Annotated in this window: 25 protein-coding genes; 13 read left to right on the top strand and 12 right to left on the bottom strand. The window is 69.6% G+C overall.

Translation table 11 applies throughout. The features are described from left to right. Nucleotides 1–47 precede the first annotated feature (47 nt). Entirely contained in the window at nucleotides 48–1,469 is a 1,422-nt protein-coding gene (locus tag OHT51_RS38760) for a cellulose binding domain-containing protein (RefSeq protein WP_328883576.1), read from the top strand. A gap of 77 nt (nucleotides 1,470–1,546) precedes the next feature. On the opposite strand, the gene OHT51_RS38755 is transcribed toward OHT51_RS38760, so the two are convergent. Beyond that, nucleotides 1,547–2,491 carry an LLM class F420-dependent oxidoreductase gene (locus OHT51_RS38755; RefSeq protein WP_328883575.1) on the bottom strand — a complete coding sequence of 315 codons (945 nt, stop codon included), beginning with the start codon at nucleotides 2,489–2,491 and terminating at the stop codon, nucleotides 1,547–1,549. Further along, complete coding sequence (locus OHT51_RS38750; RefSeq protein ID WP_328883574.1) at nucleotides 2,488–3,273, bottom strand: ABC transporter ATP-binding protein; 786 nt, start codon at nucleotides 3,271–3,273, stop codon at nucleotides 2,488–2,490. Before OHT51_RS38750 ends, OHT51_RS38755 begins: the two co-directional genes overlap by 4 nt. A 220-nt stretch (nucleotides 3,274–3,493) precedes the next feature. On the opposite strand from OHT51_RS38750, the gene OHT51_RS38745 reads away from it, so the two are divergent. The 4 genes from OHT51_RS38745 (at nucleotide 3,494) to OHT51_RS38730 (ending at nucleotide 7,051) form a co-directional block, all read left to right on the top strand. After that, nucleotides 3,494–4,519 carry an ABC transporter substrate-binding protein gene (locus OHT51_RS38745; RefSeq protein WP_328883573.1) on the top strand — a complete coding sequence of 342 codons (1,026 nt, stop codon included), beginning with the start codon at nucleotides 3,494–3,496 and terminating at the stop codon, nucleotides 4,517–4,519. 50 nt (nucleotides 4,520–4,569) lie between these two features. After that, on the top strand, nucleotides 4,570–5,418 hold the full coding sequence (locus tag OHT51_RS38740; protein WP_328883572.1) for an ABC transporter permease: 849 nt from the start codon (nucleotides 4,570–4,572) through the stop codon (nucleotides 5,416–5,418). Nucleotides 5,419–5,581: 163 nt separating this feature from the next. After that, nucleotides 5,582–6,703 (top strand): PP2C family protein-serine/threonine phosphatase, encoded by a 1,122-nt coding sequence (locus tag OHT51_RS38735; RefSeq protein ID WP_328884574.1) that lies wholly within the window; start codon nucleotides 5,582–5,584, stop codon nucleotides 6,701–6,703. 105 nt (nucleotides 6,704–6,808) lie between these two features. Then, complete coding sequence (locus tag OHT51_RS38730; RefSeq protein ID WP_328883571.1) at nucleotides 6,809–7,051, top strand: hypothetical protein; 243 nt, start codon at nucleotides 6,809–6,811, stop codon at nucleotides 7,049–7,051. Between the two features lie 142 nt (nucleotides 7,052–7,193). On the opposite strand, the gene infA is transcribed toward OHT51_RS38730, so the two are convergent. The 3 genes from infA to OHT51_RS38715 form a co-directional block, all read right to left on the bottom strand. Beyond that, a complete protein-coding gene (gene infA, locus OHT51_RS38725) occupies nucleotides 7,194–7,418 on the bottom strand; it encodes a translation initiation factor IF-1 (protein ID WP_269637243.1) in 225 nt (74 codons plus the stop codon). After that, nucleotides 7,415–8,206, bottom strand: a complete 792-nt coding sequence (locus OHT51_RS38720; RefSeq protein ID WP_328883570.1) for a GNAT family N-acetyltransferase — start codon at nucleotides 8,204–8,206, stop codon at nucleotides 7,415–7,417. Before OHT51_RS38720 ends, infA begins: the two co-directional genes overlap by 4 nt. A gap of 191 nt (nucleotides 8,207–8,397) precedes the next feature. Then, complete coding sequence (locus OHT51_RS38715; RefSeq protein WP_328883569.1) at nucleotides 8,398–9,624, bottom strand: NlpC/P60 family protein; 1,227 nt, start codon at nucleotides 9,622–9,624, stop codon at nucleotides 8,398–8,400. A 205-nt stretch (nucleotides 9,625–9,829) separates the two neighbouring features. On the opposite strand from OHT51_RS38715, the gene OHT51_RS38710 reads away from it, so the two are divergent. The 4 genes from OHT51_RS38710 to OHT51_RS38695 all read left to right on the top strand — a co-directional run bounded on the left by OHT51_RS38710 (nucleotide 9,830) and on the right by OHT51_RS38695 (nucleotide 14,022). Next, nucleotides 9,830–10,204 (top strand): hypothetical protein, encoded by a 375-nt coding sequence (locus tag OHT51_RS38710; protein ID WP_328883568.1) that lies wholly within the window; start codon nucleotides 9,830–9,832, stop codon nucleotides 10,202–10,204. Nucleotides 10,205–10,422: 218 nt separating this feature from the next. Further along, nucleotides 10,423–12,918 (top strand): CHAT domain-containing protein, encoded by a 2,496-nt coding sequence (locus OHT51_RS38705; protein ID WP_328883567.1) that lies wholly within the window; start codon nucleotides 10,423–10,425, stop codon nucleotides 12,916–12,918. Between the two features lie 95 nt (nucleotides 12,919–13,013). Beyond that, nucleotides 13,014–13,235, top strand: coding sequence for a hypothetical protein (locus OHT51_RS38700; RefSeq protein ID WP_328883566.1), 222 nt, complete (start codon nucleotides 13,014–13,016; stop codon nucleotides 13,233–13,235). Next, nucleotides 13,225–14,022: a DUF6338 family protein gene (locus OHT51_RS38695; protein ID WP_328883565.1), complete on the top strand. Its 798-nt coding sequence runs from the start codon at nucleotides 13,225–13,227 to the stop codon at nucleotides 14,020–14,022. Before OHT51_RS38700 ends, OHT51_RS38695 begins: the two co-directional genes overlap by 11 nt. A gap of 52 nt (nucleotides 14,023–14,074) precedes the next feature. Here OHT51_RS38695 and OHT51_RS38690 read toward each other — a convergent pair whose 3' ends face one another. From OHT51_RS38690 to OHT51_RS38675, 4 genes are read right to left on the bottom strand one after another with little or no spacing between them, the layout of a single operon-like run. Next, complete coding sequence (locus OHT51_RS38690; RefSeq protein WP_328883564.1) at nucleotides 14,075–14,761, bottom strand: flavodoxin; 687 nt, start codon at nucleotides 14,759–14,761, stop codon at nucleotides 14,075–14,077. Continuing rightward, the gene (locus tag OHT51_RS38685) at nucleotides 14,758–15,609 is read right to left on the bottom strand and encodes an aldo/keto reductase (RefSeq protein ID WP_328883563.1); all 852 of its coding nucleotides are present in this window, start codon (nucleotides 15,607–15,609) and stop codon (nucleotides 14,758–14,760) included. The genes OHT51_RS38690 and OHT51_RS38685 overlap by 4 nt, the downstream gene beginning before the upstream one ends. Before the next feature lie 32 nt (nucleotides 15,610–15,641). Further along, nucleotides 15,642–16,670, bottom strand: coding sequence for an alcohol dehydrogenase catalytic domain-containing protein (locus OHT51_RS38680; protein WP_328883562.1), 1,029 nt, complete (start codon nucleotides 16,668–16,670; stop codon nucleotides 15,642–15,644). A 57-nt stretch (nucleotides 16,671–16,727) separates the two neighbouring features. Beyond that, nucleotides 16,728–17,705 (bottom strand): aldo/keto reductase, encoded by a 978-nt coding sequence (locus OHT51_RS38675; protein ID WP_328883561.1) that lies wholly within the window; start codon nucleotides 17,703–17,705, stop codon nucleotides 16,728–16,730. A 219-nt stretch (nucleotides 17,706–17,924) separates the two neighbouring features. Here OHT51_RS38675 and OHT51_RS38670 point away from each other — a divergent pair, with 219 nt between their 5' ends. Then, nucleotides 17,925–18,833: a helix-turn-helix transcriptional regulator gene (locus OHT51_RS38670; RefSeq protein WP_328883560.1), complete on the top strand. Its 909-nt coding sequence runs from the start codon at nucleotides 17,925–17,927 to the stop codon at nucleotides 18,831–18,833. A gap of 58 nt (nucleotides 18,834–18,891) precedes the next feature. Here OHT51_RS38670 and OHT51_RS38665 read toward each other — a convergent pair whose 3' ends face one another. Together OHT51_RS38665 and OHT51_RS38660 are read right to left on the bottom strand one after the other, a co-directional pair. After that, nucleotides 18,892–19,113 (bottom strand): helix-turn-helix domain-containing protein, encoded by a 222-nt coding sequence (locus OHT51_RS38665; RefSeq protein WP_328883559.1) that lies wholly within the window; start codon nucleotides 19,111–19,113, stop codon nucleotides 18,892–18,894. Then, the gene (locus OHT51_RS38660) at nucleotides 19,113–19,604 is read right to left on the bottom strand and encodes a DUF2975 domain-containing protein (RefSeq protein ID WP_328883558.1); all 492 of its coding nucleotides are present in this window, start codon (nucleotides 19,602–19,604) and stop codon (nucleotides 19,113–19,115) included. The genes OHT51_RS38665 and OHT51_RS38660 overlap by 1 nt, the downstream gene beginning before the upstream one ends. Before the next feature lie 193 nt (nucleotides 19,605–19,797). Here OHT51_RS38660 and OHT51_RS38655 point away from each other — a divergent pair, with 193 nt between their 5' ends. Together OHT51_RS38655 and OHT51_RS38650 are read left to right on the top strand one after the other, a co-directional pair. After that, nucleotides 19,798–20,796 (top strand): RNA polymerase subunit sigma-70, encoded by a 999-nt coding sequence (locus OHT51_RS38655; RefSeq protein WP_328883557.1) that lies wholly within the window; start codon nucleotides 19,798–19,800, stop codon nucleotides 20,794–20,796. 390 nt (nucleotides 20,797–21,186) lie between these two features. Next, nucleotides 21,187–21,849: a pyridoxamine 5'-phosphate oxidase family protein gene (locus tag OHT51_RS38650; protein ID WP_328883556.1), complete on the top strand. Its 663-nt coding sequence runs from the start codon at nucleotides 21,187–21,189 to the stop codon at nucleotides 21,847–21,849. A 99-nt stretch (nucleotides 21,850–21,948) separates the two neighbouring features. Here the strand turns inward: OHT51_RS38650 and OHT51_RS38645 are convergent, their stop codons facing one another. Beyond that, a complete protein-coding gene (locus OHT51_RS38645) occupies nucleotides 21,949–23,067 on the bottom strand; it encodes an AI-2E family transporter (protein WP_328883555.1) in 1,119 nt (372 codons plus the stop codon). 240 nt (nucleotides 23,068–23,307) lie between these two features. Here OHT51_RS38645 and OHT51_RS38640 point away from each other — a divergent pair, with 240 nt between their 5' ends. Continuing rightward, a complete protein-coding gene (locus tag OHT51_RS38640) occupies nucleotides 23,308–24,072 on the top strand; it encodes a dienelactone hydrolase family protein (RefSeq protein WP_328883554.1) in 765 nt (254 codons plus the stop codon).

The following is a 24,072-nucleotide window of genomic DNA, read 5'->3' as shown; positions in this document are numbered from 1 at the left end:
TCCCCCGAGCACGACGAACCCCACATCCCGTCCCGGAAGGATTCAGCATGAAGTCCCGAACCACGCCGAACAGGCTGCGCGTCGCCGCAGCCGCCGCTGTGTCCATGGCCATGGGCACCGCCGGTCTCACCGCCCTGACCGGCACCGCGAGCGCCGCGGCGGACGACGTGACGGTCCAGTACCGGACCAGCGCCACGGGCGCCACGGCGGACCAGGCCGAACCCTGGCTCAAGGTCAGGAACACCGGCGACAGCGCCCTGCCGCTCAGCATCGTCAAGGTGCGCTACTACTTCAAGGCCGACTCGGCCGGCGCCGCCTACCGTTTCGCCTGCTCCTGGGCGGTCAAGGGCTGCGCCAACATCACCGGCACCTTCGGCACCCTGACCAACCCCACGGCCACGGCCGACCGTTACCTGGACATCGGCTTCACCGCGGGAGCGGGCACCCTCTCTCCGGGCGCCGACACCGGGGACATGCAACTGCGCTTCCACCGGGCCGACTGGCAGCCCCTCAACCAGAGCGACGACTACTCCTTCAGCGCTTCCCGGTCGTCGTACGCGGACTGGCCGAAGATCACCGCCCAGGTGTCCGGCAGCACGGTGTGGGGCACCGCCCCCGAGGGCAACGAGCCGACCGACCCGCCCACCGACCCTCCGGCAGGCGGACAGAGCCTGTTCGACGACTTCAACTACAGCGGCTCCAGCGATCCGAGGATCTCGGCGAACGGCTGGAGCGTTCGCTCGAACTCCGGCGGGCCCGGGGTGCCCGGTGCCACGTGGTCCCCGGAGAACGTCACCTTCGCCGGTTCCGGCGGCAACTCGGTGATGAACCTGCGGACCTCGACCGCGGGAACACCCGAGAGCACCAAGCAGACCGAAGTCCTCACCAAGACCATGAAGTTCAAGAACGGCACCTACGCGGCCCGGGTCAGGTTCTCCGACGCGCCCGTGTCAGGACCGGACGGTGACCGCCTCGTCCAGACGTTCTTCACCATCAACGACCTCAAGGCGCCCATGGCCGACGACTACGCGGAGTACGACTTCGAGTACCTGCCCAACGGCGGCTGGGGCGAGCCGGCCAACATCCTGTACACGACGTCCTGGGAGACCTACAACCCCGATCCCTGGCAGGCCGTCAACCAGCACACCGAGTCCCGGCAGAGCTGGGCGGGCTGGCACGACCTGGTGCTCACCATCGACAACAGCACCATCAAGTACTACGTCGACGGCCGGCTCTTCGGCACGCACGACGCCGCCTACCTGCCCGAGCGCCCCATGTCCATCAACTTCAACCAGTGGTTGATCGACCTCGCGGGCCAGACCAGCACGACTCCGCGTTCCTACGACGAACAGGTCGACTACGTCCTGCACGTCAAGGACCAGGTCCTGAGCCCTGCTGAGGTCACGGCCAAGATCAGCGCCTACCGCACGGCCGGCACCACGTTCGAGGACACCGTCCCCAACAGTTAGGCCGCTTCTGTGGGCAGCAGGGCTCAGAGAGGTCTAACCGAGGGCCAGACCCTGCTGCCTGCCTCGGCACTCACGTGCTACAGCTGCGGAAGCACCTCGCCGGCGATGAGTTCCAGGTGGTCGAGGTCGGTGAAGTCGATCAGTCGGAGATGGAATCGGTCGGCGCCGATGGCGCAGAACTCGCCCAGCCGGTCCACGAGTTGGGCCGGGGATCCGATCACCGGGTCCTCCGGCGGCAGGGCGCTCTTGACGTGCAGAGGGGCGGCACGCCGTTGCGCCTCTGCGGCGGTGCGGCCGATCGCGACCACGACGCCGGTCGAGAGCACGAGCGGTGGCCGACCGGCGGCGGCCCGGCCGGTCCGTTCGCATGCCTCGGCGACTCGCCGGTAGGCCCGGGCAGTCTCTGCCACCGACTTGAAGGGCATGTTGAACTCGTCGGCATACCGAGCGGCCAGCAACGGGGTGCGCTTGGGGCCGCGGCCCCCGACGATGATCGGCGGCGTCGGCACTTGTACGGGCTTCGGCAGGGCGGGCGCGTCGAGCAGTCGGTAGTGGTCACCGTGGTGGCTGAAGTGCTCGCCGACCGGCGTCCGCCACAGGCCGGTGATCACGGCCAGCTGCTCCTCCAGCCGATCGAAACGCTCCGGGGCGGGCGGGAACGGGATGCCGTACGAGGTGTGCTCGCGTTCGTACCAACCGGCGCCGAGGCCCAGCTCGACCCGTCCCCCGCTCATCCGGTCCACCTGCGCCACCGTCACGGCCAGCGGGCCCGGCAGGCGGAAGGTGGCCGAGGTGACCAGGGTGCCCAGCCGGATCCGGGAAGTCTCGCGGGCGAGCGCGCCCAGCGTGAGCCAGGCGTCGGTGGGGCCGGGCAGCCCGGGATCGGCGCCCATCGCCTGGTAGTGATCGGCCCGGAAGAACCCCTCGAACCCGCAGGCTTCGACGAGTTGCGCGAAGCGCAGCTGATCGTCGTAGTCGGCGCCGCGGTGCGGCTCGGTGAAGACGCAGATCCGCGCGGTCATCGCCCCTCCGTTTCGAGCGATGTGGATATGTCCCGTTCCATCAGCAGCTCGTGCAGATCGGCGGTGCAGCGGGCCACTTCGTCCAGGTGCGCCGTCCGGCCCAGTGTCCTCGGCCGGGGAATGGCGATGTCGACGGTCCTGCGGATCCGGCCCGGGCGCGGGCTGAGCACGACCACGCGGTCGGCGAGCAGCACGGCCTCGTCTATCGAGTGGGTGACGAAGACGACGGTGGATGCGTTCTCGATGTGGATGCGTTGCAGCTCCACCGCGAGGTCCGCGCGGGTTAGCGCGTCGAGTGCGGAGAACGGCTCGTCCATGAGCAGTACCCGGGGCTCGCCCATCAGCGACCGGCACAGTGCGACGCGCTGCTGCATACCGCCGGACAGCTCGTGCGGCCGGTGCTTCTCGAAGCCGCTCAGTCCGGCCGTCTCCAGCAGCCGGTACGCCCGGTCGCGGTGCTCGGACTTGCGCCAGCCGAAGATCTCCACGGGCAGCAGGACGTTGTCGAGGACGGAACGCCAGGGCAGCAGGGCCGGCCGCTGGAACAGCATGGCGACATCCCGCCTGGCTCCCTCGACCTGTTCGCCGCCGATCGTGATCTCGCCCTCGGTGACCGGCAGCAGCCCTGCGATCAGCCTGAGCAGTGTGGACTTGCCGCACCCGGACCGGCCCACCACCGCCACGAACTCGCCCTCGGCGATGTGCAGGCCGATGTCCTGGAGCGCCACCGTCGAACCGGACCGGCTGGTGAAGCTCCGGGACACACCGGTGAGTCTGATCATCCGGCGGTCTCCCCATCCACTGGCGATCGTCGCGGCGGCCGGTTTGTGACGCCCGGTCAGGCTACCCGGGGCGGGCCGCTCAGCGGTACCTGTCGTCCTGTCTCCGTATCCCCACTGCCGCACACCTGGCCCACAACTGCCGGGCCCTCGTAGGCTGTTGTCCGCATCGAGTGTCATGCCCTCGCCACAGTCGGCGGTCGGAAAGGACAACACTGTGCGCATGAACAGGTTCGCCCGTACGGTCGCGGCGACGGCCCTGGCCACAGCGCTGGCACTGGTCTCGGGGTGTGGCGGCTCGGATTCCGACGCAGGCAACGGTGACGGCGACAAGGCACTCAAGAAGGTCACCTATCTGACGTCGTTCGGCAACTTCGGCCGGGACGCGTACGCCTGGGTCGCAAAGGACAAGGGGTACTTCGAAGAGGCGGGCTTCGACGTGGACATCAAGCCCGGCCAGGGCACCGGCGGCATCATCCCGGCCGTGGTGGGCGGGCAGGCGCAGTTCGGCCCCATCGACCTCACGGGCGGTCTGCTGCACATGGGCAGCGGCCAGGCGAAGGACTTCGTCGCGGTGGCCGCCATCCAGCAGCACACCATGGCCGCCATCGCCACCACCGAGGGCAACGGCATCGCCGCACCGAAGGACCTCGAGGGCAAGCGGCTCGCCGACACGCCCGGCTCCGTCGTACGCAACCTCTTCCCGACGTACGCCCGACTGGCCGGAGTGGACGCCGACAAGGTGACCTGGGTCAATGGCGAGGCACAGACACTGATGGGTACGCTCGCCGGCGGTTCGGTGGACGGCATCGGCCAGTTCGTGGTGGGTAGGCCGACCATCGAGACGGTGACGAAGAAGAAGGCCGTCCTGCTGCCGTACAGCGACGTGATGCCCGATCTCTACGGGAACGTGCTGATCACGTCCACGAAGATCGCCGAGCAGGACCCGGAGATGGTGAAGCGGTTCAGCAATGCGCTGCTCAAGGGTTTGGAGTACAGCCTCGCCCACACGAAGGAGGCCTCCGAGATCCTGAAGCGGAACGTGGACGCCACGAACCCGGCCGCCGCGGCCGCCGAGTTGGAGTTGATGGCCGAGTACGTCAAGCCGGACGGTGCCGGCACGGCGATCGGGACGCTGAACTCCGCGCGGGTCGCGAGGAGCATCGCGATCCTGGAGGACGCGGGCGCGCTGCCGAAGGGGCTGACCCCTGATCAGATCATCGACTTCGACCTCGTACCGAAGGGCTGATCGCGCCGCGCGGGGAGCAGGACGGGGAGAATGACGGGGAGAAGGGTGGGATGACCGACCTCTCGAAGCCGTCGCCCGCCCCGGCGCCGGGCCCGGAGCCGGCGCCGCGAGTGGGACCGGGACCGCAGCGCGGAACCGGCATCGGCGCCGTACTACTGCCGTTGGCCGGACTGCTGGTCGCGCTCGGCGTGTGGTGGCTGCTCACGTCGGCCCTGGAGGTGATCCACCCGGCAGTGCTGCCTCCGCCGGGTGCCGTGCTCTCGGCGTTCACCGCAGCCCCGGGCCGGTTCCTGGAACACACCGGCGACACCACGGTGGAGACCGTCGTCGGGTTCGTTCTCTCCAGCGCCTGCGGAGTTCTGATCGGACTGTCACTGGCGGGCTCGCGGGTACTGGAGCGCATGTTCACGCCGCTGCTGGTCGCCGTCAACGCGGTTCCGAAGATCGCGCTCGGGCCGCTGCTGGTGGGCGCGCTCGGCTGGGGGCAGAAGCCGGTCCTGACCATGGTCTTCCTGCTCTGCTTCTTCCCGATCGTGCTGTCCACCGCGACCGGCCTCACGTCCACCCCCGCGGACCTGGCCGAGTTGGCGCGCTCACTGGACGCCTCCCGCTGGCAGGCGTTCCGGAAGGTACGGCTGCCCGCCGCACTGCCGCAGATCTTCGTCGGGCTGAAGGTGGCCATGCCGCTCGCCGCCATCGGCGCGGTCATCGGCGAGTTCCAGGCCGGTGAGAGCGGGCTGGGCTTTCTGATCGTGCAGGCAGGCGGGGTCGGCGACACCGCCACCGCCTGGGCAGCGATCATCCTGATCGGGCTGATGAGCATCCTGCTCTACTTCGCTCTGGTGGTGTTGGAACGGTTCGCGCTGCCCTGGGTCAGGGAAACCACCTCGCGCGGCTGACGTGGTCGCGGTTCTCGTTCTCGGCAACATGTCGTTCCCCCCTGCCGCGCACGGCCGTCCCCCGCCGCTGGCATGTCCTCGACAGTGGGCGCCCGGGGCGGCGATCAGGGCTGTGGCGGCGTCGTTGCGGGCGCCGAGGCGCGGCGGGGTGTATCCAGAATGTATGGTTCCGCGACGCCTCAAAGATCATCGTTGGTCACAGGAGCCACCTCAGTTGCTGCTGGCGATGCCGATCATGATGATTGTGATCGTCACGGTGGTCGACATCCTGGCTCCACCCAGCGTCCACCTGGGGCCGTTCCTGGTGGCCGCGCCCGCCGTCACGGCGTCGTTCGCCGGTCCTCGTACGACCGCATGCGTCGGCGCGATCGCCGTAGCGGCCCAGGCCGTGGTGGCGGTGGTGCGCACGACCCTCACCGATCTGAACCACTCCTCTCAGCTGATCATTCTGATCCTGATGTCGGCGTTCGCGACCTCCTTCGCCGCCCGGCGCGAGCGCCATGAAAAGGAAGTCAGTCAGCTGCGGTCGGTTGCGACGGCTGCGCAAGAGCTGGTACTCAAGCCGCTTCCCCAGCGTGTCGGCTCGTTGCGGATCGCGTCGGTCTACCTGGCCGCCGAATCCGAGGCGCAGATCGGCGGCGATCTGTATGCCGCCGCTCGTACGGCGCACGGGACCCGGATCGTCATCGGTGATGTCAGGGGCAAGGGGCTGGAAGCCGTCGGGGATGCCGCCCTCCTGCTCGGCGCTTTCCGGGGCGCGGCCCACAGGCAGGCCGATCTTCCGGCACTCATGGCCTTTCTTGAGGGAACCGTCTCTTCGGACCTGGACGACCCGGCTGCGCTGGACGCCGCGACCGAGGATCTCGGCGAGGCGTTCATCACTGCCGCCGCGCTGGACATCCCGGACGACGAGCCGGTCCTTCGCCTGATCAACTGCGGCCACCCACCGCCTCTGCTGCTGCGGGGCGGGCACGTCAGTCCCCTCGAAGTGCGTGACCCGGCACCGCCCCTGGGTCTCACCGATTTCGTGGAAACCGAGCTGTCCGAAGAACAGTTCGCTTTCGAGCACGGCGACATCGTCCTGCTCTACACGGACGGCGTCATCGAAGCCCGCAACCGCGAGGGCGCCTTCTACCCGCTCACGGAACGGGTGGACGGCAAGGCCGACACAAGTCCCGACGCTCTCCTGGCCCACCTGTGCGGGGACCTGATGCGGCACGTCGGCGGACATCTGGGAGACGATGCCGCCATGGTGGCGATCGAGCGCATGCCGCGGCACTCCTGAGGATGCGGATGCGGATGCGGATGCGCCGGCGGACCCCGTGCCCGAACGCTCCGCCAAAAGGGCGGGACAGAAGATCCTGACGCCGGCCTCATCGTTGAGTCGGGCATGAAGATCATCACTGCCGCCGTGCTCGCAGGAGCAGCTCTCCTCACAGCCGCCCTCCCCGCCTCGGCCGACGACGGGCCCATCGACTTCGGCATCTTCCAGGGGGTCAACGACACCAAGGGCTCAAGTTTCACGGACTCGAGCCCAACCTGGAGGCAGACCAACAGCGACACGGACGGAACCGTCCCGAAGTCCGCTCTGGCGATGCTGGTGGACAACCTGGCCTCGCCCGGCCCGCAGTGACGCCGACACGGCGCGACCGCTGCGCCGGCAGCGAGTCCCGCGCGGCATGAGCCACGAGGCACAGCCATCATCGGGGCCCCGGTCACGGACACGCTGTGACCGGGGCCTCGAAATCAGCTACCGCTGAAGGCGCCGACCGCCGCTAGTTCCGGTACCGGAACACGATCCGGCCGCGCGTCAGGTCGTACGGCGGCAGTTCCACCAGCACCCGGTCCTCCAGCACGATCTTGATGTAGTTCTTGCGGATCTTCCCGCTGATGTGCGCGAGCACCTGGTGGCCGTTGTCGAGCTCCACGGTGAACATGGCGCTGCGCAGGCACTCGACGACCTTGCCCTCGACTTCGATGACGTTCTTGTTCTTCGTCATCGCACCAGCTCCAGGTTGCTGCTCATCGGGCGGGCGCCGATGCCCTCGAACAGCGCCGAGGCTGCTTGGTTGGACTCGTGGACTTCGGTCCAGGCCTCGGCGTACCCGGACCGGTGCAGCGTCCCCAGCGCGTGGGCCAGCAGCCCCCGCGCGATGCCACGGCGCTGTTCGCCGGCCCGGACCGCGACCAGCCCGATGCGCGGCCGGTTCGCCGTCACCACCCGGATCAGACCCAGGTAGCGGTGCGGCGCCGCGGCCACCGCGTATGTCGACGGGTCGACGATGGTGTCACCTACGGGGCGGGGAATCACCTCCGCAGGCATCGACTGCCACCCGACGGTCGCCTCGACTTCGTCACGGATCGCGCGGTCCACCGCCCGCAGCAGACTCTCGTCGGCCTGACCGGCGGGCACGATCGTCAGGCCCGAAGGCGGCAGGACTGCTTCCAGCCCGGTGTCCCGCGGGTCGGTCGGCACGACGTACTCCCACTCGCGGCGCCGGATCGTGAACCCGGCCCGCCGCCAGCCGGCTGTCAGCTCGGCGTCGGCTTCGTCGACCACCGTGTACAGCGGGGCGGGCAGTTCCGCCAGCATCGCTTCGGCGAGCCGGTCGAAGGTGGCGTGGTGCCACGCGTCGATGCTGACGAACAAGCGCCCGTCGGGCCGGTGCACCGCATGCCCGCGACCGACCACCAGGTCGTCATCCAGTGCATGCCATTGCCGTTCCGCTACGCGCGTGATCACCACCGCGGTCTCGTTCGGGCCAGATGTGAAAGGCTTTGTGTTCATCGGAGTATCCCTCCAGGAATGCCTCGATCTCAGGCGCTCCTGGCGACACCGAACGTCAGCCGCCGGACCGTGACGGGTTGAGGGAGCACCCATGGGTAACTGTGTTCACGGGTCTCACCTCCTTACGACGACTTCACGGTCCGGCACGAAATTAGCGGCGGGGCGCCTCTTCGCTCAAATCCTTTTCCGGGTCAGAACCAGCCGGTGCATTCGATGCCGCCCTCCGGGCCGTTGGTGCCGCAGGCTCGCATGACGAGGCCGGCGTCGTTCCACTGGGTGGTGTACGCGTCGTTGCCCGAGGTGATGGTGGTGAAGCCGAGCATCGAGTCCCAGGTCTCGCCCCCGTCGGCGCTGCGGTCGACCCAGATCTCGTCGCCGACCGTGCCACCGATGATGCGACCCCAGGCGCACTGGGTGGTGCTGCTGTAGCGCAGCTCCACGGTGCGGCCGAAGACGGTGGTCGACTTGGCCGTCCAGGCGCCCGCGGAGTTGGGCTCCGTACCGTCGCCGCAGGACGTGTTGTTCTCCGCGCCGGCCATGGTGCCGCCGATCTCCGGGTAGTCACCGCAGGACGGCACATCCTTGAGCACGGCCGGACCCTGCACGAAGAGGTTGCTGATCCAGCTGTGGTAGTCCGGCAGGAACGACCAGACGTTGTTCACCATGCCGTCGACCGTGGCCCGCTCGGCCACCCGCTGGCACAGCACCCGCACCTTCACGGAGATGCCGTTGCCGTTGGTGAAGTTGATTCCGCTCCCCGTGTTCGAGTTCTGCCGCAGGTTGGGCCGGCCCCAGGTCTTGTGGAAGGAGCCGCGGCCGTCCCAGGACCAGACCATCGGCGTGACGTCGGCGTGCGGGCGGAACGCGCCCTGGTAGCGATCCCAGCGGGCACTGATGTCGTTGACCTGGATCTTCATGCCCGACTGCGGTGCCTCGACCATCTTGCCGTTGCCGAGGTAGAGCGCGACGTGCGTCGGGCCGAAGCCCTCACGGCCGAAGTACATGATGTCGCCGGGCAGCAGAACGCCCGACCCCTGCGACTTCAGGAACTTGGTGTGCGCGTACCCCGGTGCCGCGAAGGTCGCCTGCGTCGTGCGCTCGGTGATGAGGTCGCGGCCGGTCGCCTTGTACCAGGCCCAGCGCACCAGTCCGATGCAGTCGAAGCTCCACAGTGTCGGGTCCGCGTACGAGTCGGTGTCCGTGGGGTCGACCTGGCCCTGACTCGGGCCGGGCACGCCCTGTGCGTGGCCGCCACCCCAGGCGTACTGCTGACCGACGTACCGGCACGCGACCTCGACGGCCGCCTGCGCTGCCGCGCTCGCACCGGACTGGAGCGGCGCGCACCCCGGGGCGGCGGCCGCCGGAGTGGCCGAGACGGCCGGCAGGCCGAGACTCATCACGGTCACGAGTGCGGCCATGAAGAGTCGCACCCGGCGACCCCGGATTCTGCGAACTCTGTTGATCACAGGACTCCCCCTGGGCTCGGTGGTCTCCCGCGAACGTAGGGACTCCACCGACCCTCCGGTCCCTGTCATCTGTCAGGATGCGACCCGGCTGCCCCCTCCCTACGGTTCCAGCGATCGGGCATACGCCCAACGCTCAACAGGAGAGGCAGAAACCCACATGCGCAACATGCTGAGGCGCGCCGCCGCGCTGGCCTTCGCGACCGTCACCGCGGCCCTGCTCACCACGGGTACCGCTCAGGCCGCGCCGGCCTCCGACTGGGCCGGTTGCCCGTACGGCGCGGTCTGTGTCTACCCGCAGAACCAGAACCCGGCCGCGTCGCCGAGCCACATCTACTGGACCTATGGCGCGCACAACCTGAGCGACCAGTACGGAAACCACTGGGTATTGAACAACCAGTACGACGGCGCGGTTGTCGAGCTGTGCCTCAGCTACAACGCGAACGACTGCACGTCCTCGATCGCGGCGGGACACGGCGAGTACCGGGACCTGTCGCCCATCAACTCGCTCCATCTGAGGCCGCATTACAACTAAGGGCCGTGTTCGAATGCAGCCAGTTGGTCACATTTACTGATTCCGTCACTCTCGTCGCTCTCTGTCCGTAAGCTCAGCGTCCTCGCACAGGCAGGCCGTGGGGCGGGCCGTGGGGGTGGAGGCCGGGGGGCGTCGTGACGCAAGTTGGCAGGGGACAAGAGAAATCCGCCGAGAAGGTGCCGACTCGCGTCTCGTGGAAGGGATGTGTCGGGGCAGCGGTGTTCTCGTACCTCGTCTCCCGCGCCGTCATGGGTGGTTCGTGGTATCCGCCGGTCGTGTTCCTGGTCGTGGTCGTCGTCGTGTTCGCGGTGAGGCACGGCCGGCAAGGGCCGATGGTCGGCGTCAAAGAGGTCCGCCGCGAGGCCGTGCACCTGAAGCCGTTGACCGATCGGCTGCAGCGGGCGATGGAACTGGGCGAGGCCGGAGATCTTGCCGCCGCCGTGGAACTGATCGACTCCGTCGCCGCGCATCCGGCGACGGAGCGGCTGCCGCTGATTGCCGCGAACGTGGCCATGCTGCGCAGCGACATCGCGGTGGCGCAGGGCGACCTGCCCACCGCCGAACAGGAGGCCGTCACCGCGGTCCGCCACCACGAGCAGGGCACGAACCGCTCCACGTGGTCCGAGGCGCTGGAGAAACTCGGCAGGATCCAGCTCACGTTGGGCCGGAACGACGACGCCCACCGCACCCTGACACAGGCTTTGGAGGTCGGCGGGGGATTCATGTTCCGGCTCAGCCGGGTCCGCGTGGAGCTCTACCTCACCAACATCGCCCTGGACGCCGACGACATCCCCCGCGCCATCGAACACGCCACGGCCGCACGGAAGTTTGCCGCCAAGTGGCGCTGCAGACCGCAGCACGCGATCGCGTGCGACATGCTCGCCATCCTGGCCCTGGCGGAGAACCGCACCGACGACGCCGCCCGGTGGACAGCCGAGGCGGCACGAGTCCTGGGGCACGACGACTGCGCCCTGCCCCAACGCGTCCGCCACCTGATCTCCACCGCCCTGGTCGCGCACGCACACGGCAACGACCAGGAGGCCCTGGCCGCTTACCTGGCAATGATGCGCGGCGTCGCCGAACTACGCGCCGGCTGGGGCTGGCGCGACGCGCAGACGTTCTACGTCGACCTCTACAGCGAGCACGAGTTCGCTGCGTACGCCACCGCCCACAGCCTGCACTTGAGCGGCGACCAACAGGCCCTGGGGGCCTTCGCGTTGCTACTGGAACTCGGCAACCGGACCGCCTTGCGCCGCATGCTCCGCGGGGAACTGATCCTGCGGACGCCTGACGACATCGAGCAGGAAGGCATGTCCGAGATCGTCGGGCTGCTGAGCACGCTGGCCGGCGCCGAGGGCACGACGCCACCGGAGGCGGCGCGGGCCGCCGAAGTTCATGCGCCGGCCCCGCCTCCGCGCGCCGGGCAGCAGGAGGTGGCGCGGGCGTACGAACGACTGGAGACGCTGGTCTCCCTACGGTTTCGGTGGGCGCTGAGCGCAGGCGACGAGGGACGGACTGGCGACCCGCGCCCGTACGCGCAGCGCTGGAGCACCCATGTGCTGCAACTTCGGCTCGTCGGCAACGGCCGGACGAACCGCATCGCCGGGCTGTGGACGGACCCGGACGGCACACAGCATCCGTTCCTCCACCCGGTCGAGGGCGCCGCGGGGGTCCTGCTCGGCGAGGTCACCGGGCTCCAAGACCTGCGCCAGGGCCCGGCGCTTCCGACGCCCGCCCAGATCGTGCCTGACAGCGCAGCCGGCGAAACGGAGGGAGTCCGCGCGGAAGCCCCCGATTGGCGCACGACACCACGCTGCCGCCATCTGACCGCTCGCGACACCACACCGTGGGCGACCCTCGCCCAGCTCCTGCTGCCCAGCGGCCTGGTGGACCTGCTGCGGAACACCAACCCCGCAGGCGCGGTGCCGAAGTTGCTGATCGAACCCGACTCACGCCTGTGGCGGGTGCCGTGGGCCGCGCTCAGCGTCGAACCGGACGATCCCGAGGGCTACGTGCTCGACCGTGCGGTCCTGGCCCTGCTGCCCAGCCTGTCACTCGCGGACAGCGCGGCAACAGGTGGCGACGAGCGAGCAACCGGCGCCGTCAGGAACCGTGCATTCGCCTATCTCGCCGGTGTCAACGCCGAGGGCCTGGACCTCGAACGGAACGCTCTCGACGCCGCTTACGGCACCGAGGTCGTCCATGCCCGCACCGCCGCGGAACTGCTGACGGTGCTCGGTCCGGACGGCGCCGGTTTCTCGGTCGGCGCTGCCTCCGTACACGGCAACGACAGCCCCGGACTGGCCCACGCGCTTCGCCTGGACCGGCGGACTCAGCTGTCGGCGGCCCGCATGCTCACCCTGCGTTTCCCGCGGACCCTGCTCATCAACGCCTGCCTGTCCGCCGAACTCGACGAGCGCCGCGGTACCGACCCGCTCGGCATTCCCACGGTCGCCCTGTGCCGCGGTGCCGAGACGGTCATCGGTGGGATCTTTCCGCTGCCGGACGGGAGGGCGAAGAACCCCCGGCACAGCCACCCCACCGCCCGCATCCTGGCCATCCTCTACCGGCTCCTCGCACAGGGCGTCCCGCCCTCGACGGCCCTGCGCACCGCCCAGCGTCAGTACCGCGCGGAAGTGGGCACGGTGCCGCCGCGACTGTGGGCGGGGCTCGTCAGCATCACTACGACGTTCGAGGACCCTCACCTGACTTGAAGAGACGCTCATCGGACGTGACGACGCTCATCGGACTGGAACACGACCGACACCGCGTGTGAACAGCGCACCTGCACAGGAAGGACGCACTCCCCATGGCGACCGAGCACCACACACCCCCGTACGGATCCGGGCCTGACGGGACCGGTGGGTCCGGCAGCGAGGAGTGGGAGGACGAGTTCGGCTTTGACGACCGGCATTTCGTCGTGGAGGACCTGATCGACGAACCCGACCTCGAACTGCCGCCCGCCGTGACCAGCGCGCCGCCCGCCCAGCCTCCGGACCCCGCCGCGCAGGGGCAGCCTCGTGCCCAGTAGCGTCATCGCCGCGGTGATCCTCCTCGCCGCGATGACGCCGGGCTTCGCGTTCCACCAGGCACTGCGCCGCTACCGTCCACAGGACACCCGGTCGTCGACCATCGAGGTCGTCCAGCTGTTCAGCGTAGGTGCGTTGGCGACCTCCGCCGGACTGCTGCTGACGCTGCTGGCCGGGGAACTGGTCACCTTTCTGGTGCCCGCCGGCGCCCTGCACAGGGCGCCGGCCGACTTCCGGGACCGCCCCTGGTCGTGGATCGGTGCCGCGCTGGTGACCATGGCGCTGAGCATGGTGCTCAGTACGCTGGCCGGGGTGTACGCGGGACGGACGTCGTCCAAGCGCACGGGCGCGGGGTTACGGGACGGCACGGTGGCCGTGTACGCCCTCACGGACCGGGCGGGAGCGGACCGGCGGAAGCCCTTCGTTGCCGTCGAACTGTCCGACGGGCGCCTGGTGGAAGGCTATGTGCGCTACGTATCGACCGACCCCGACCCGGCCCGGCGCGATCTCGTGCTCCAGCAGCCGATCGCCTGGACCGGGCCGGATGACGTGCCCCGCACCCGCTCGAAGGCGGTGTGCGTCTTCGTGCCGGGTGCGCTCGTGCGTGTGGTGCACATCAGCTACCCACCGCAGCCGGTGACTCAGCCGGCTCCCGGCACCGCGATCGTGCCCCCACCGGCGGGAGGGGCAGCAGTCCCGCCGGGCGGAGGGGCGGCGGCCCCGCCGGGCGGAGGGGCGGCGGCCCCGCCGGGCAACAGCGCGGCGCCCGCTGCGGGAGGCACGACGTAGAGAGTCCGCCCCGCCGCATCAGCTCCGGGCCGCCGCCCACGGCGGATCTTCGTCATGAGCCGGCGAGTCCGCCCTCGCGAAGCCAGGTCCGGATGTCGGTATCGGCGTCGGCGACTTCTTCGCCGCGCACTGCGAGGCCCGGGGCGATCGTCGCGCCGAGGCAGGAGCGCGCGTAGTCGCGTGCGGTCGTGCCCAGGCCGCTCATGGCGTGCGTGGTGAACGGGACGACGGTCCTGCCGCGGAAGTCGAGTTGTTCGGCGAACGTGGTCATGATCATGGGTGCCCGGACGTTCCAGATGGGGCTGCCGAGGAGAACGGTGTCGTAGCCGTCGAGGGAGGGCAACCGGCCCTTGATGGCCGGGCGCGCGTCATCGTCCTGTTCGCGCACGTTGCGGCGGACGGTCTCGTCGTAGTCCCACGGGTAAGGATCGGCAGTCTCGATACGGTGTACGTCGCACGGTGTGAGACTGCTGATCCTGCGCGCCAGTACCTCGGTGTTGCCGACCTTCAGGATGGTGCGTCCACCGTGGTAGTAGTTCTCGCCCGGACGCGAGAAGTAGGCCAGCAACACCTTCCCCCCGCCCGGGGTCGTCGCGGAGGGCCTCGGGGACGCCGTCTGACGCCGACTCCCCTGCCCCGCAGGCGAGGAGCAGCCGGTGAGTTGGGCTCCGGTCACAGCGCCGAGTCCGGTCATCAAGGTGGCCCGCAGGAGGGCGCGTCGTCGTGGAGTGGCGGTCATGCGTCGAGGCGGCGCTTGGCGAGCCAGGTGACGACCTCCGGATCGCGGTGGTCGAAGAACAGTGAGCTGCCGGTGTCCAGGGTGGCGATCCGTGCCATCTGCTCATCTGTGAGCTGGAAGTCGAAGACGTCGAAGTTCTCCGCCATCCGCTCGGGCCGCACGGACTTGGGGATGGCGACGACGCCACGCTGGGTGAGCCAGCGCAGCACCACCTGCGCCACCGACCTGTCGCACTCCTTGCCGATCTCGGCCAGCAGGGGGTTGGTGAACAGGTCGTTCCTGCCTTCGGCGAAGCCGCCCCAGGACTGGATCCGCACACCGTGCTCGCGCATGAGGTCCTGGTAGTCGGCGCGTTGGAAGAACGGGTGGGTTTCGATCTGGTTGACCGCCGGGGTGATCTCGTTGTTGACGATCAGGTCGACCAGCCGGTCGGGGTAGAAGTTGGCGACCCCGATCGCCTTGGCCAGGCCCTCGCGGTGGAGAGCTTCCATGCCGCGCCACTGACCGTAGACGTCGCCGAAGGGCTGGTGGATCAGGTACAGGTCGAGGTAGTCCAGACCCAGCTTGGCCAGCGACATCTCGAACGCACGCCTGGTGTTGTCCTCGGCCGGGGCGTCCTGGACCCACAGCTTGGTGGTGACGAACAGCTCCGCGCGGGCGATGCCGCTGGACTTGATGGCGCGTCCTACGGCCTCTTCGTTGCCGTAGGCGGCGGCGGTGTCCAGCAGTCGATAGCCGGCGGCGAGCGCGTCGGAGACGGCGCGTTGGGTGTCCTCGGCAGGGATCTGGTAGACGCCGAAGCCGAGGAGCGGCATCTCGATGCCGTTGTTGAGTGTGACGGTCTGCATGAGCGGGGTGTCCTTCGCTGTGCGGGTGGGAGTCAGGGGCGGATGAAGGCCTTGAGGACCTGACGCTCGGCCATGGCCCGGTAGGCGGCCGGCGTCTGGTCGAGGATGAAGGTCCGGTCGAAGACGCGGCCGGGGGCGATCGTGCCGTCGAGAACGTCGGGCAGCAGGTGCTCGATGTACGCGCGGGCGGGACTGGCACCGCCGGTCAGGGTGATGTTGCGCATGAACTCCGCCGGGCCGATGGGTCCCTGCTCGTACTGCGGGACGCCCAGGCGGCTGATGGTGCCGCCATCCAGGACCGCGCCCAGCGCGGTGTCGAGGGCCTGGCGGGTGCCGACCGCTTCGATCACCTCGTCGACGCCGCCGGTCAGGTCGCGGATCCGGGCGATGCCCTCCTCGCCGCGCTCGGCGACGACATCGGTCGCGCCGAACGCGCGCCCCAAGTCGGTGCGCGCCTCGTGGCGGCCCGCGAGTACGATCCGCTCGGCGCCCAGCCGCTCGGCCGCGATGACCGCGCACAGGCCCACCGCCCCGTCTCCGACGACCAGGACGGCGTCCCCGCGCCCGACGCCGGCGGTGACCGCGCCGTGGTGCCCGGTGGTCATCACGTCCGACAGCGCCAGCAAGGAGGGCAGCAGCGCGGAGTCGGCGGCCACCGGCAGCTTCACCAGGGTGCCGTCCGCGTACGGGACGCGGACTGCCTCGCCCTGACCGCCGTCGACACCGTCGAAGCCGTACCGGCCACCGTTGCGGCACGAGATGTGCAGGCCCTTGGCGCAGTAGTCGCAGGTGTTGTCGCTGTAGGTGAACGGAGCGACAACCAGGTCACCTGCCTTCAGGCCGGTCACATCCGCGCCGGTCTCCTCGACGACGCCGAGGAACTCGTGCCCCATGGGCCGGCCGGTCTCGGTGGCGGGCATCGCCCCGTAGGGCCACAGATCACTGCCGCACACGCAGGAGGCGAGGGTGCGGACGACGGCGTCGGTGGGCTGCACGATCTTCGGGTCGGGCCGGTACTCGACGCGGACGTCTCCGGCTCCGTACATCACAGCTGCACGCATAAGGGATCACTACTCCAGATCAGGGGTGGGGCCGGTGCTTCGGGCGGCGGGTGACATTCAGCGTTCGAGCATCTGCGCCTGGGACTCGGTGTGGGTGTCACCGGCGGCGGGCGGCAGGCCGGCGAGCCTGCCGAGTTGCCCGCTCGTCAGCGTGAGGGCGTCGGCGGCGCTGTTCTCCTCGACGCGGGCCACCCTCTTGGTGCCGGGGATCGGGGCGATGTCGTCGCCCTGGGCGAGCAGCCAGGCCAGCGCCACCTGCGCGGGCGAGGCACTGACCTCGGCGGCCAGGGCCTGCACCTCGTCGGCGATGGCCAGGTTGCGCTGGAAGTTCTCCCCGGAGAAGCGCGGATTGCCACGCCGGAAGTCGGAGCCGTCGAACTGGTCGGTGGAGCGGACGGTGCCCGTCAGGAAACCGCGGCCCAGCGGCGAGAACGGCACCAGGCCGATGTTCAGCTGACGCAGCACGGGCAGGACACGCTCCTCGATCCCCCGGGTCCACAGTGAGTACTCCGACTGCACCGCGGTGACCGGTTGGACGGCGTGCGCGCGGCGGATCGTGTCCGGGCCGGCCTCCGAGAGACCGAAGGCGCGGACCTTGCCCTCGGCGATCAGCTCGCCGACGGTGCCGGCGGTCTCTTCGATCGGTGTGTTCGGATCGACCCGGTGCTGGTAGTACAGGTCGATGTGGTCGGCGCCCAGCCGCTTCAGGGAGCCCTCGACGGCCGTGCGGATGTTGGCCGGGCTGGAGTCCAGGTTCCAGGCGCCCTCCACGCCGTGGGAGACCAGGCCGAACTTCGTGGCCAGCACCACCTGCTCCCGGCGCCCTTTCAGTGCCCGGCCCAGCAGTTCCTCATTGGTGTACGGGCCGTAGATCTCGGCGGTGTCGATGAGTGTGACGCCCAGCTCCAGCGCCCGGTGCACGGTCCTGATGGACTCGGCATCGTCGGTCCCCGCACCGGTGTAGCCGTGGGACATTCCCATTGCACCCAGTCCGATCCGGGACACTTCCAGGTCACGCAGCTTGATGGTGCGCATGTCGCCCTCTCCGGTTCACGGCGTCGCCCGGCACCCTCACTCAACCCCCGACGAGCCAGATCGTGCCTGCGGCGGCTCTGGCGACGGCCGGTGTACCGGCGTCTTGCTCCTCCACCTTCGACCGGATTGCGCCGGGGTGGCAGGGCGGGCTCTTCGGGGGTAATGACAGGGCCCCCCTCTCGCCTGCGCGCCGGCCGAGCAGCGGGTGAGACTGGAGGCATGGCATCCGAGAGCGCACACAGCGAGGGCGCCGAGCTGGGCCGCTACCTGCGCGCCCGCCGCACCCAGACCAGCCCTGAACACGTCGGCCTCACCGTCGGCGCCGGCATCCGCCGCACCCCCGGGCTGCGCCGCGAGGAGCTGGCCACCCTCGCCGGCATCAGCATCGACTACTACGTGCGCCTGGAACGCGGCAAGGAGACCCGCCCCAGCCCCTCCGTCCTCGACGCGCTGGCCCGCGCCCTGCGCATGGACGACCAGGAGCATCAGCACCTGCGCGAGCTCGCCGCCCGAGCCGCCCGCTACGCCCCGGAACCGCCTCCCGCCCCGAGCCGCACGGTGCGCCCCCACCTCAAGCTGCTGCTGGAGTCACTGCGCCCGAACCCGGCCTACGTCATCAGCCGCAGCATGGACATGCTGGCCTGGAACCCCGGCGGCCTCGCTCTCTACGCCGGGCTGGACGACTGGCCCGCAAAGCACCGCAACCTCGCCCGCTACCTCTTCCTCCACCCCGCGGCCCGGGACCTGTTCACCGACTGGGACCGACAGATCACCGCATGCGTCGCACGCCTGCGCGCCACGGCCGGCACCGCGTCCGACGCCCCGGATCTGACCAACCTCGTCGGCGAACTCCTGCTCAAGAGCGCGGACTTCGCGGGCCTGTGGGAACGCTACGAAGTGACCGGGCGCAAGCCCGCGCAGAAGACCTTCCGACACCCGCTGGTCGGCCCGGTCACCCTCACCTCGCAGTCACTGCACGTCGAAGGCACCCCCGGCCAGCGCATCGGCGTGTACACCGCCGACCCCGGCAGCCCCGACCACGATGCTCTCCTCCTGCTCGACATGACCGCACCGCAACCGGCGCAACACCCGTCGCCCGCCCCCAAGAACACCGGTCAGCAGCTGTAAGCCGGTACTCCATGGTGAGACCGGCAGGGCCGGCGTTGTCACGCCCACGCGGGGCACGTCATCCGCCTGCGGCGTCCTCGGCCTCCCAGCGCAGCAGGTCGCCCGGCTGGCACGCGAGTACGTCGCATAGTGCGGCGAGCGTCGCGAAACGCACCGCCTTGGCGCGGCCGTTCTTGAGTACCGCCAGATTGGCGGGCGTGATCCCTACGCGGTCGGCGAGGTCCCCCACGGACATCTTCCGCTTGGCCAGCATCACGTCGATGTCGACGACGATCGGCATCAGATCACCTCGTCCAACTCGGCCTGCATCTGCGCCGCTTCGACATCGCGCGCGACGGCCTGGGCGAGCAGCATCCGCAGCACGAGCACGATGAGCGCGACCCCCAGGATGGCCAGGCCGATCCCGCCCATGATGACGGTGACGCCCGGGTCGTCCCGCTGACCCGGCGCATTGATGCCCGTGACCGCGAACCACAGGAGGGCAGCCGCCACGATCGAGCCGATCACGGCGTCCACGTACCGGAAGGCGGCATGGGAGAACACTGTTCCACGTCGCACCATCGTCACCAGCCGCCATACGCCGACCACGGCGACCTGGGCCGACACCATGCCCAGGATCGTGATCACGCGCAGCGGGGTCAGTGGGAGCGACCCGTCCTCCGGGTCGCTCCCGGTGACCAATGTCCACACCATCAACGCCTGCACGAACACGGTGCCGGTGAGCACCACCGCGAGCACGGCGCGAAGCGCACGCACTGCCAGCTTTCCCATGGGACCGTCCATCCTTCCATCGAGTTGCGATGGGAATCTATCGACTATCGATAGATTGAGCAAGAGCTGCGCCGGCGGTACGGCGCTGGATCAGCCATGCCGTCAGCCATGCCGACGGACCCTGGTGATGAGTTGTCGCGCCCGCATCCGTCACACCTACGACGGGACACGACGAGGCGGAAGGATGACGGTGATGAGTGCGGACACGCGACTGGAGGAGATGGGCGTGAGCGGTCTGGGCGAGGTGGACGAGCCGACGTTCTCAGGGCTGGCGGAGCGGCACCGGCGGGAGCTGCATGTGCACTGCTACCGGATGCTCGGGTCGTTCGAGGACGCCGAGGACACCGTGCAGGAGACGTTCCTCCGTGCCTGGCGGCGGCGGGAGACCTTCGAAGGGCGGTCGACGTTCCGGGCCTGGCTGTACCGGATCGCCACCAACGCCTGCCTGGACCTGCTGGCCAAGCGCCGCCCGGAGCCCGCGACCGGCGGCGAGGTGCTGTGGCTGCAGCCCTACCCGGACCGGCTGCTCGACGAGCTGCCCGCCGGCGAAGGGGACGAGCCGGAAACCATCGCCGTCACGCGGGAGACGATCGAGCTGGCGTACCTGGTGGCAGTCCAGCACCTCGCGCCGCGCCCGCGGGCCGTGCTGATCCTGCGGGACGTGCTCGGCTGGCCGGCGAAGGACGTCGCGGAGGCCCTCGGGGACTCCGTCAACTCCGTGAACAGCGCGCTGCAGCGGGCCCGCGCCGGCATGCGGGAGCACCTGCCCGCGGAGCGGCAGGACTGGACCGGCGGCGAGGAGGACAGCGGGACGCGCGAGCTGGTGCGCCGTTACACCGAGGCCAGCCTGGCCACGGATGTCAGCGGGCTCGCCGCCATGCTGCGGGACGACGTCCGCTGCTCGATGCCGCCCACGCCGGGCCTGTACGTCGGCCGCGACGCGGTGGTGCACGACTGGATCGAGAGCGGCTTCGAGGGCATGAAGGGCCTGCGCGCCGTCCCCACCTCCGTGAACCGGCAGCCCGCCGTCGCCTTCTACCTCTGGCAGAAGCGGGAGGGCACGTACCTGCCGCTGACGATCGACGTCCTGCGCGTCACCGGCGGGGCGATCACCGAGATCATCACGTTCCACGACGACCAGTTCCCCCGGCTCGGACTGCCGGAGCGCCTGCCGGCGGACGGCACGGAGTAGTCCCGGTGTGGACACTCGCGCTGCGCAGCGGCGGGCGCGTCGCGGTGGTCGCGGTGGAGTGGTGCGACGTGACAATGATGATTTCCACCTGGCGCGGAGCCTCCGCACCCGAACCGATTGATCATCCCTCAACGGGACGACGCGCGACGCAGCCAGTGGGACAGGGCGGTGCGGACGGTCCGCCGACCAGCACACTCAGCAGGGCGGGGCGGCCAAGACGCCGCCCCGCCCGTTTGTTTTTCCCCAACGCGCCCCGACGGTCGCGCTCCTCGTCGGCGGCGCCGCCTGCGCAGTCGGACACCCGGGCCCACCACGACAGCGCGCTCCATCCAGCGTTAGAGTGCCGTGGCGCCACGCCCAGTTGCAGGCAAGAGGAAGGCAGCGCGTTCCGTGAAGCACACCCACGAGTCCACCGGCTCCGTCGGCGAGCGCCGCCTGCAGCACGTTCTCGGCACGGCCGACCAGGCCGCCACCTTCTACGACCGTCAGGTGCAGGCCCGTCTGACACCACAGATGGCGGACTTCATAGGGCGCCAGACCATGGCGTTCCTGTCCACGTCGGACGCCGCCGGAGCCTGCGACGTCACCTTCCGTGCCGGTCCCCCGGGTTTCGTCACCGTGCTGGACGACCGCACTCTCACCTACCCCGAGTACCGTGGGAACGGTGTCCTCGCCAGCGCGGGAAACATCACCGAGAACCCGCATGTCGGCCTGCTCTTCGTCGACTTCGCCCACGACCACATCGGCCTGCACGTCAACGGCGGAGCTCGGCTCCACCGGGACGACGAGCAGCGGAGGGCATACCCCCACCTTCCTGTGGACACCGCTCCTGGACGCAGGCCCGAATTCTGGGTGCACATCACGGTGGAGGAGGCGTATGTGCACTGCTCCAAGCACATACCCCATCTCGTGCCGGCGCCCCGTCCACGCCCGGGGGCCCAGCGGCCGAAGGATGCCGACTACTTCGTCCTCGGCGCCGAGCACCAGGCCCCGCCGCATGAGGGCGAGGAGACTGCGAGAACTCGCACCGGATCTCTGCCGGGCAGGGGCTGACCGGTGGCGGAGCCGGTGCGCGCGTAGGGCGGTCGGGGCCACCGGGCCCGCAGCGGGGCTCGGCGTGGAACTGAGCAAGGGGTCGCTGCCAGGTCGGAGTCACACTTCCGGGACGGCGGCACCGGTCTGCGACTTGTCGGCCTCCGGCTCCTGCGGCGGGTCGGCGAGCTGCTCCCGCAGGTAGTTCCAGATCACCGCGATCAGTGCAGTGAGGGGCACGGCAAGAAGGCTGCCCACGATGCCGGCCAGACTGCCACCCAACGTCACCGCCAGCAGAATCACCGCGCCGTGCAGGCCGAGCCCACGGCTCTGGATCATGGGCTGGAACACGTTGCCCTCAAGTTGCTGCACCACGAGGATGATCGCCAGCACGATCAGGGCGTCCGTCAGACCGTTCGACACCAGCGCGATGAGACACGCGACGAAACCGGCGAACACCGCGCCCACGATGGGCACGAACGCCGAGACGAAGGTCAGCACCGTCAGCGGCAGCACCAGCGGTACGTCCAGGATCCACAGGCCGAGGCCGATGAAGGCGGCGTCGAGCAGGCCGACGAGTGCCTGAGACCGCATGAACGCGCCCAAGGTGTCCCAGGCTCGCTCGGCCAGGACCGGAACGTCCTTGGCGAGTCGTCCGGGCAACTGGCGGGCGAGCCACGGCAGGAACCGCGGGCCGTCCTTCAGGAAGAAGAACATCAGGAAGACCGCCAGGATGGCCGTGACCAAGCCGCTCAGCGTGGTGGCCACTCCCGTTGCGACGGTGTTGACCAAGCTGCCGACGCTGCCTTGGACTCGGGCGGCCGCGGTGTCCAGGGCAGTCGTGATCTGGTCGTCGCCGATGTTCAGCGGTGGCCCCGCGGCCCAGTCGCGCATCCTCTTGATGCCCTCGACCACACCGTCGCTCAACTCGCCCGACTGGGACGCCACCGGAACCGCGATCAGCGCCACGATGCCGAGGATGGCCAGGAGGAACAGCAGGGTCACCAGCAACGCCGCCAGCGCCGGGGGCCACCCACGCCGCCGCAGCGCACGAGTCATCGGCCAGGTCAGCGTGGTGAGGAACAGGGCAATGATCACCGGCCACACGACCGACCACATGCGGGCGAGACCCCACAGGGTCACCGCGACCGTCGCGAACACCAACAGCAACTCGACCGATACGCGCGCGGAAGTGGCAAGCGCGGCGCGTGTTCTCCCGGAACTCAACATGTCAGGCATGCGGTCACACTATTGGCACTCCAGTCACTGGCATCACCTCTGCCCCGTGGGCTACGTTGTGCGGCGATGACTACCGGGACGGCATTGCGCCACACACGGATTGGTGACCCGGCGCTCCCCTGAGCGCCGTACGGGCCGGTGCCGGCCCGCTGTTGGATCGGGGATCCGGCGCTGCTGCGCGGGCTCCGCCTCCTGTCGTGTTGAACCCCATTCGACACGTCGACCACGACAGGAGAACTCATGCTCACCAAGATGTTGCACATTCCCACCGCGGACGGCCGGGCCGACGCTTTCGCCGCCTGCCCCGACCGTGGCGAGCGGCACCCAGGGGTGCTGATGTACGCGGACGGCTTCGGCATCCGGCCCGTGGTGCGGGAGATGGCCTGCGAACTGGCCGGGCACGGGTACTACGTGCTGGTCCCCAACTTCTTCTACCGGCACGGGCCGGCGCCGGTGATCGAACTTCCCGAGTTCATCGGAGAAGAGGCCCGGCCCGCGGTCTTCGCCCAGCTGATGCCTCTGATCGAGGCGCACACCGCCGAACGTGCCCTGAGCGACGCGGATGCCTGTCTCAGGTTCCTCACCGCCCAGCCCGAGGTGGCCGCCGGACCGGTCGCGGTGACCGGCTACTGCATAGGCGGCCTCCTGGCGATGCGCACCGCCGCTGCCCACCCTGACCAGGTGGGCGCCGTCGCCGGATTCCACGGCCCCGTGGGCGCCGACGGGCCCGACAGCCTGCGTCGTCTCCTCTCGACGCTCACCGCCCAGGTCCACCTCGGCCACGCCGAGACCGACTTGACTCCCGAGGCGCTCGGCGAGCTCAACCGGGCCCTGGACGCCGCGGGCATCAGCTACACCTCCGAGATCTACCCCGGCACCGTCCACGGCTTCACCATGTCCGACACCGACGCCTTCAACCCCGGTGCGCTGCAGCGCCATTGGGACCGCCTGCTGCCCCTCCTCGATCGCACCCTCACCGTCCGGGGAGCCACTGCCACGGACTGA

This window comes from Streptomyces sp. NBC_00299, from assembly GCF_036173045.1.
Classification (GTDB): domain Bacteria; phylum Actinomycetota; class Actinomycetes; order Streptomycetales; family Streptomycetaceae; genus Streptomyces; species Streptomyces machairae.
The sequence above is the reverse complement of the archived record's forward strand: the minus strand, read 5'-3'. Positions and strand labels throughout refer to the sequence as shown.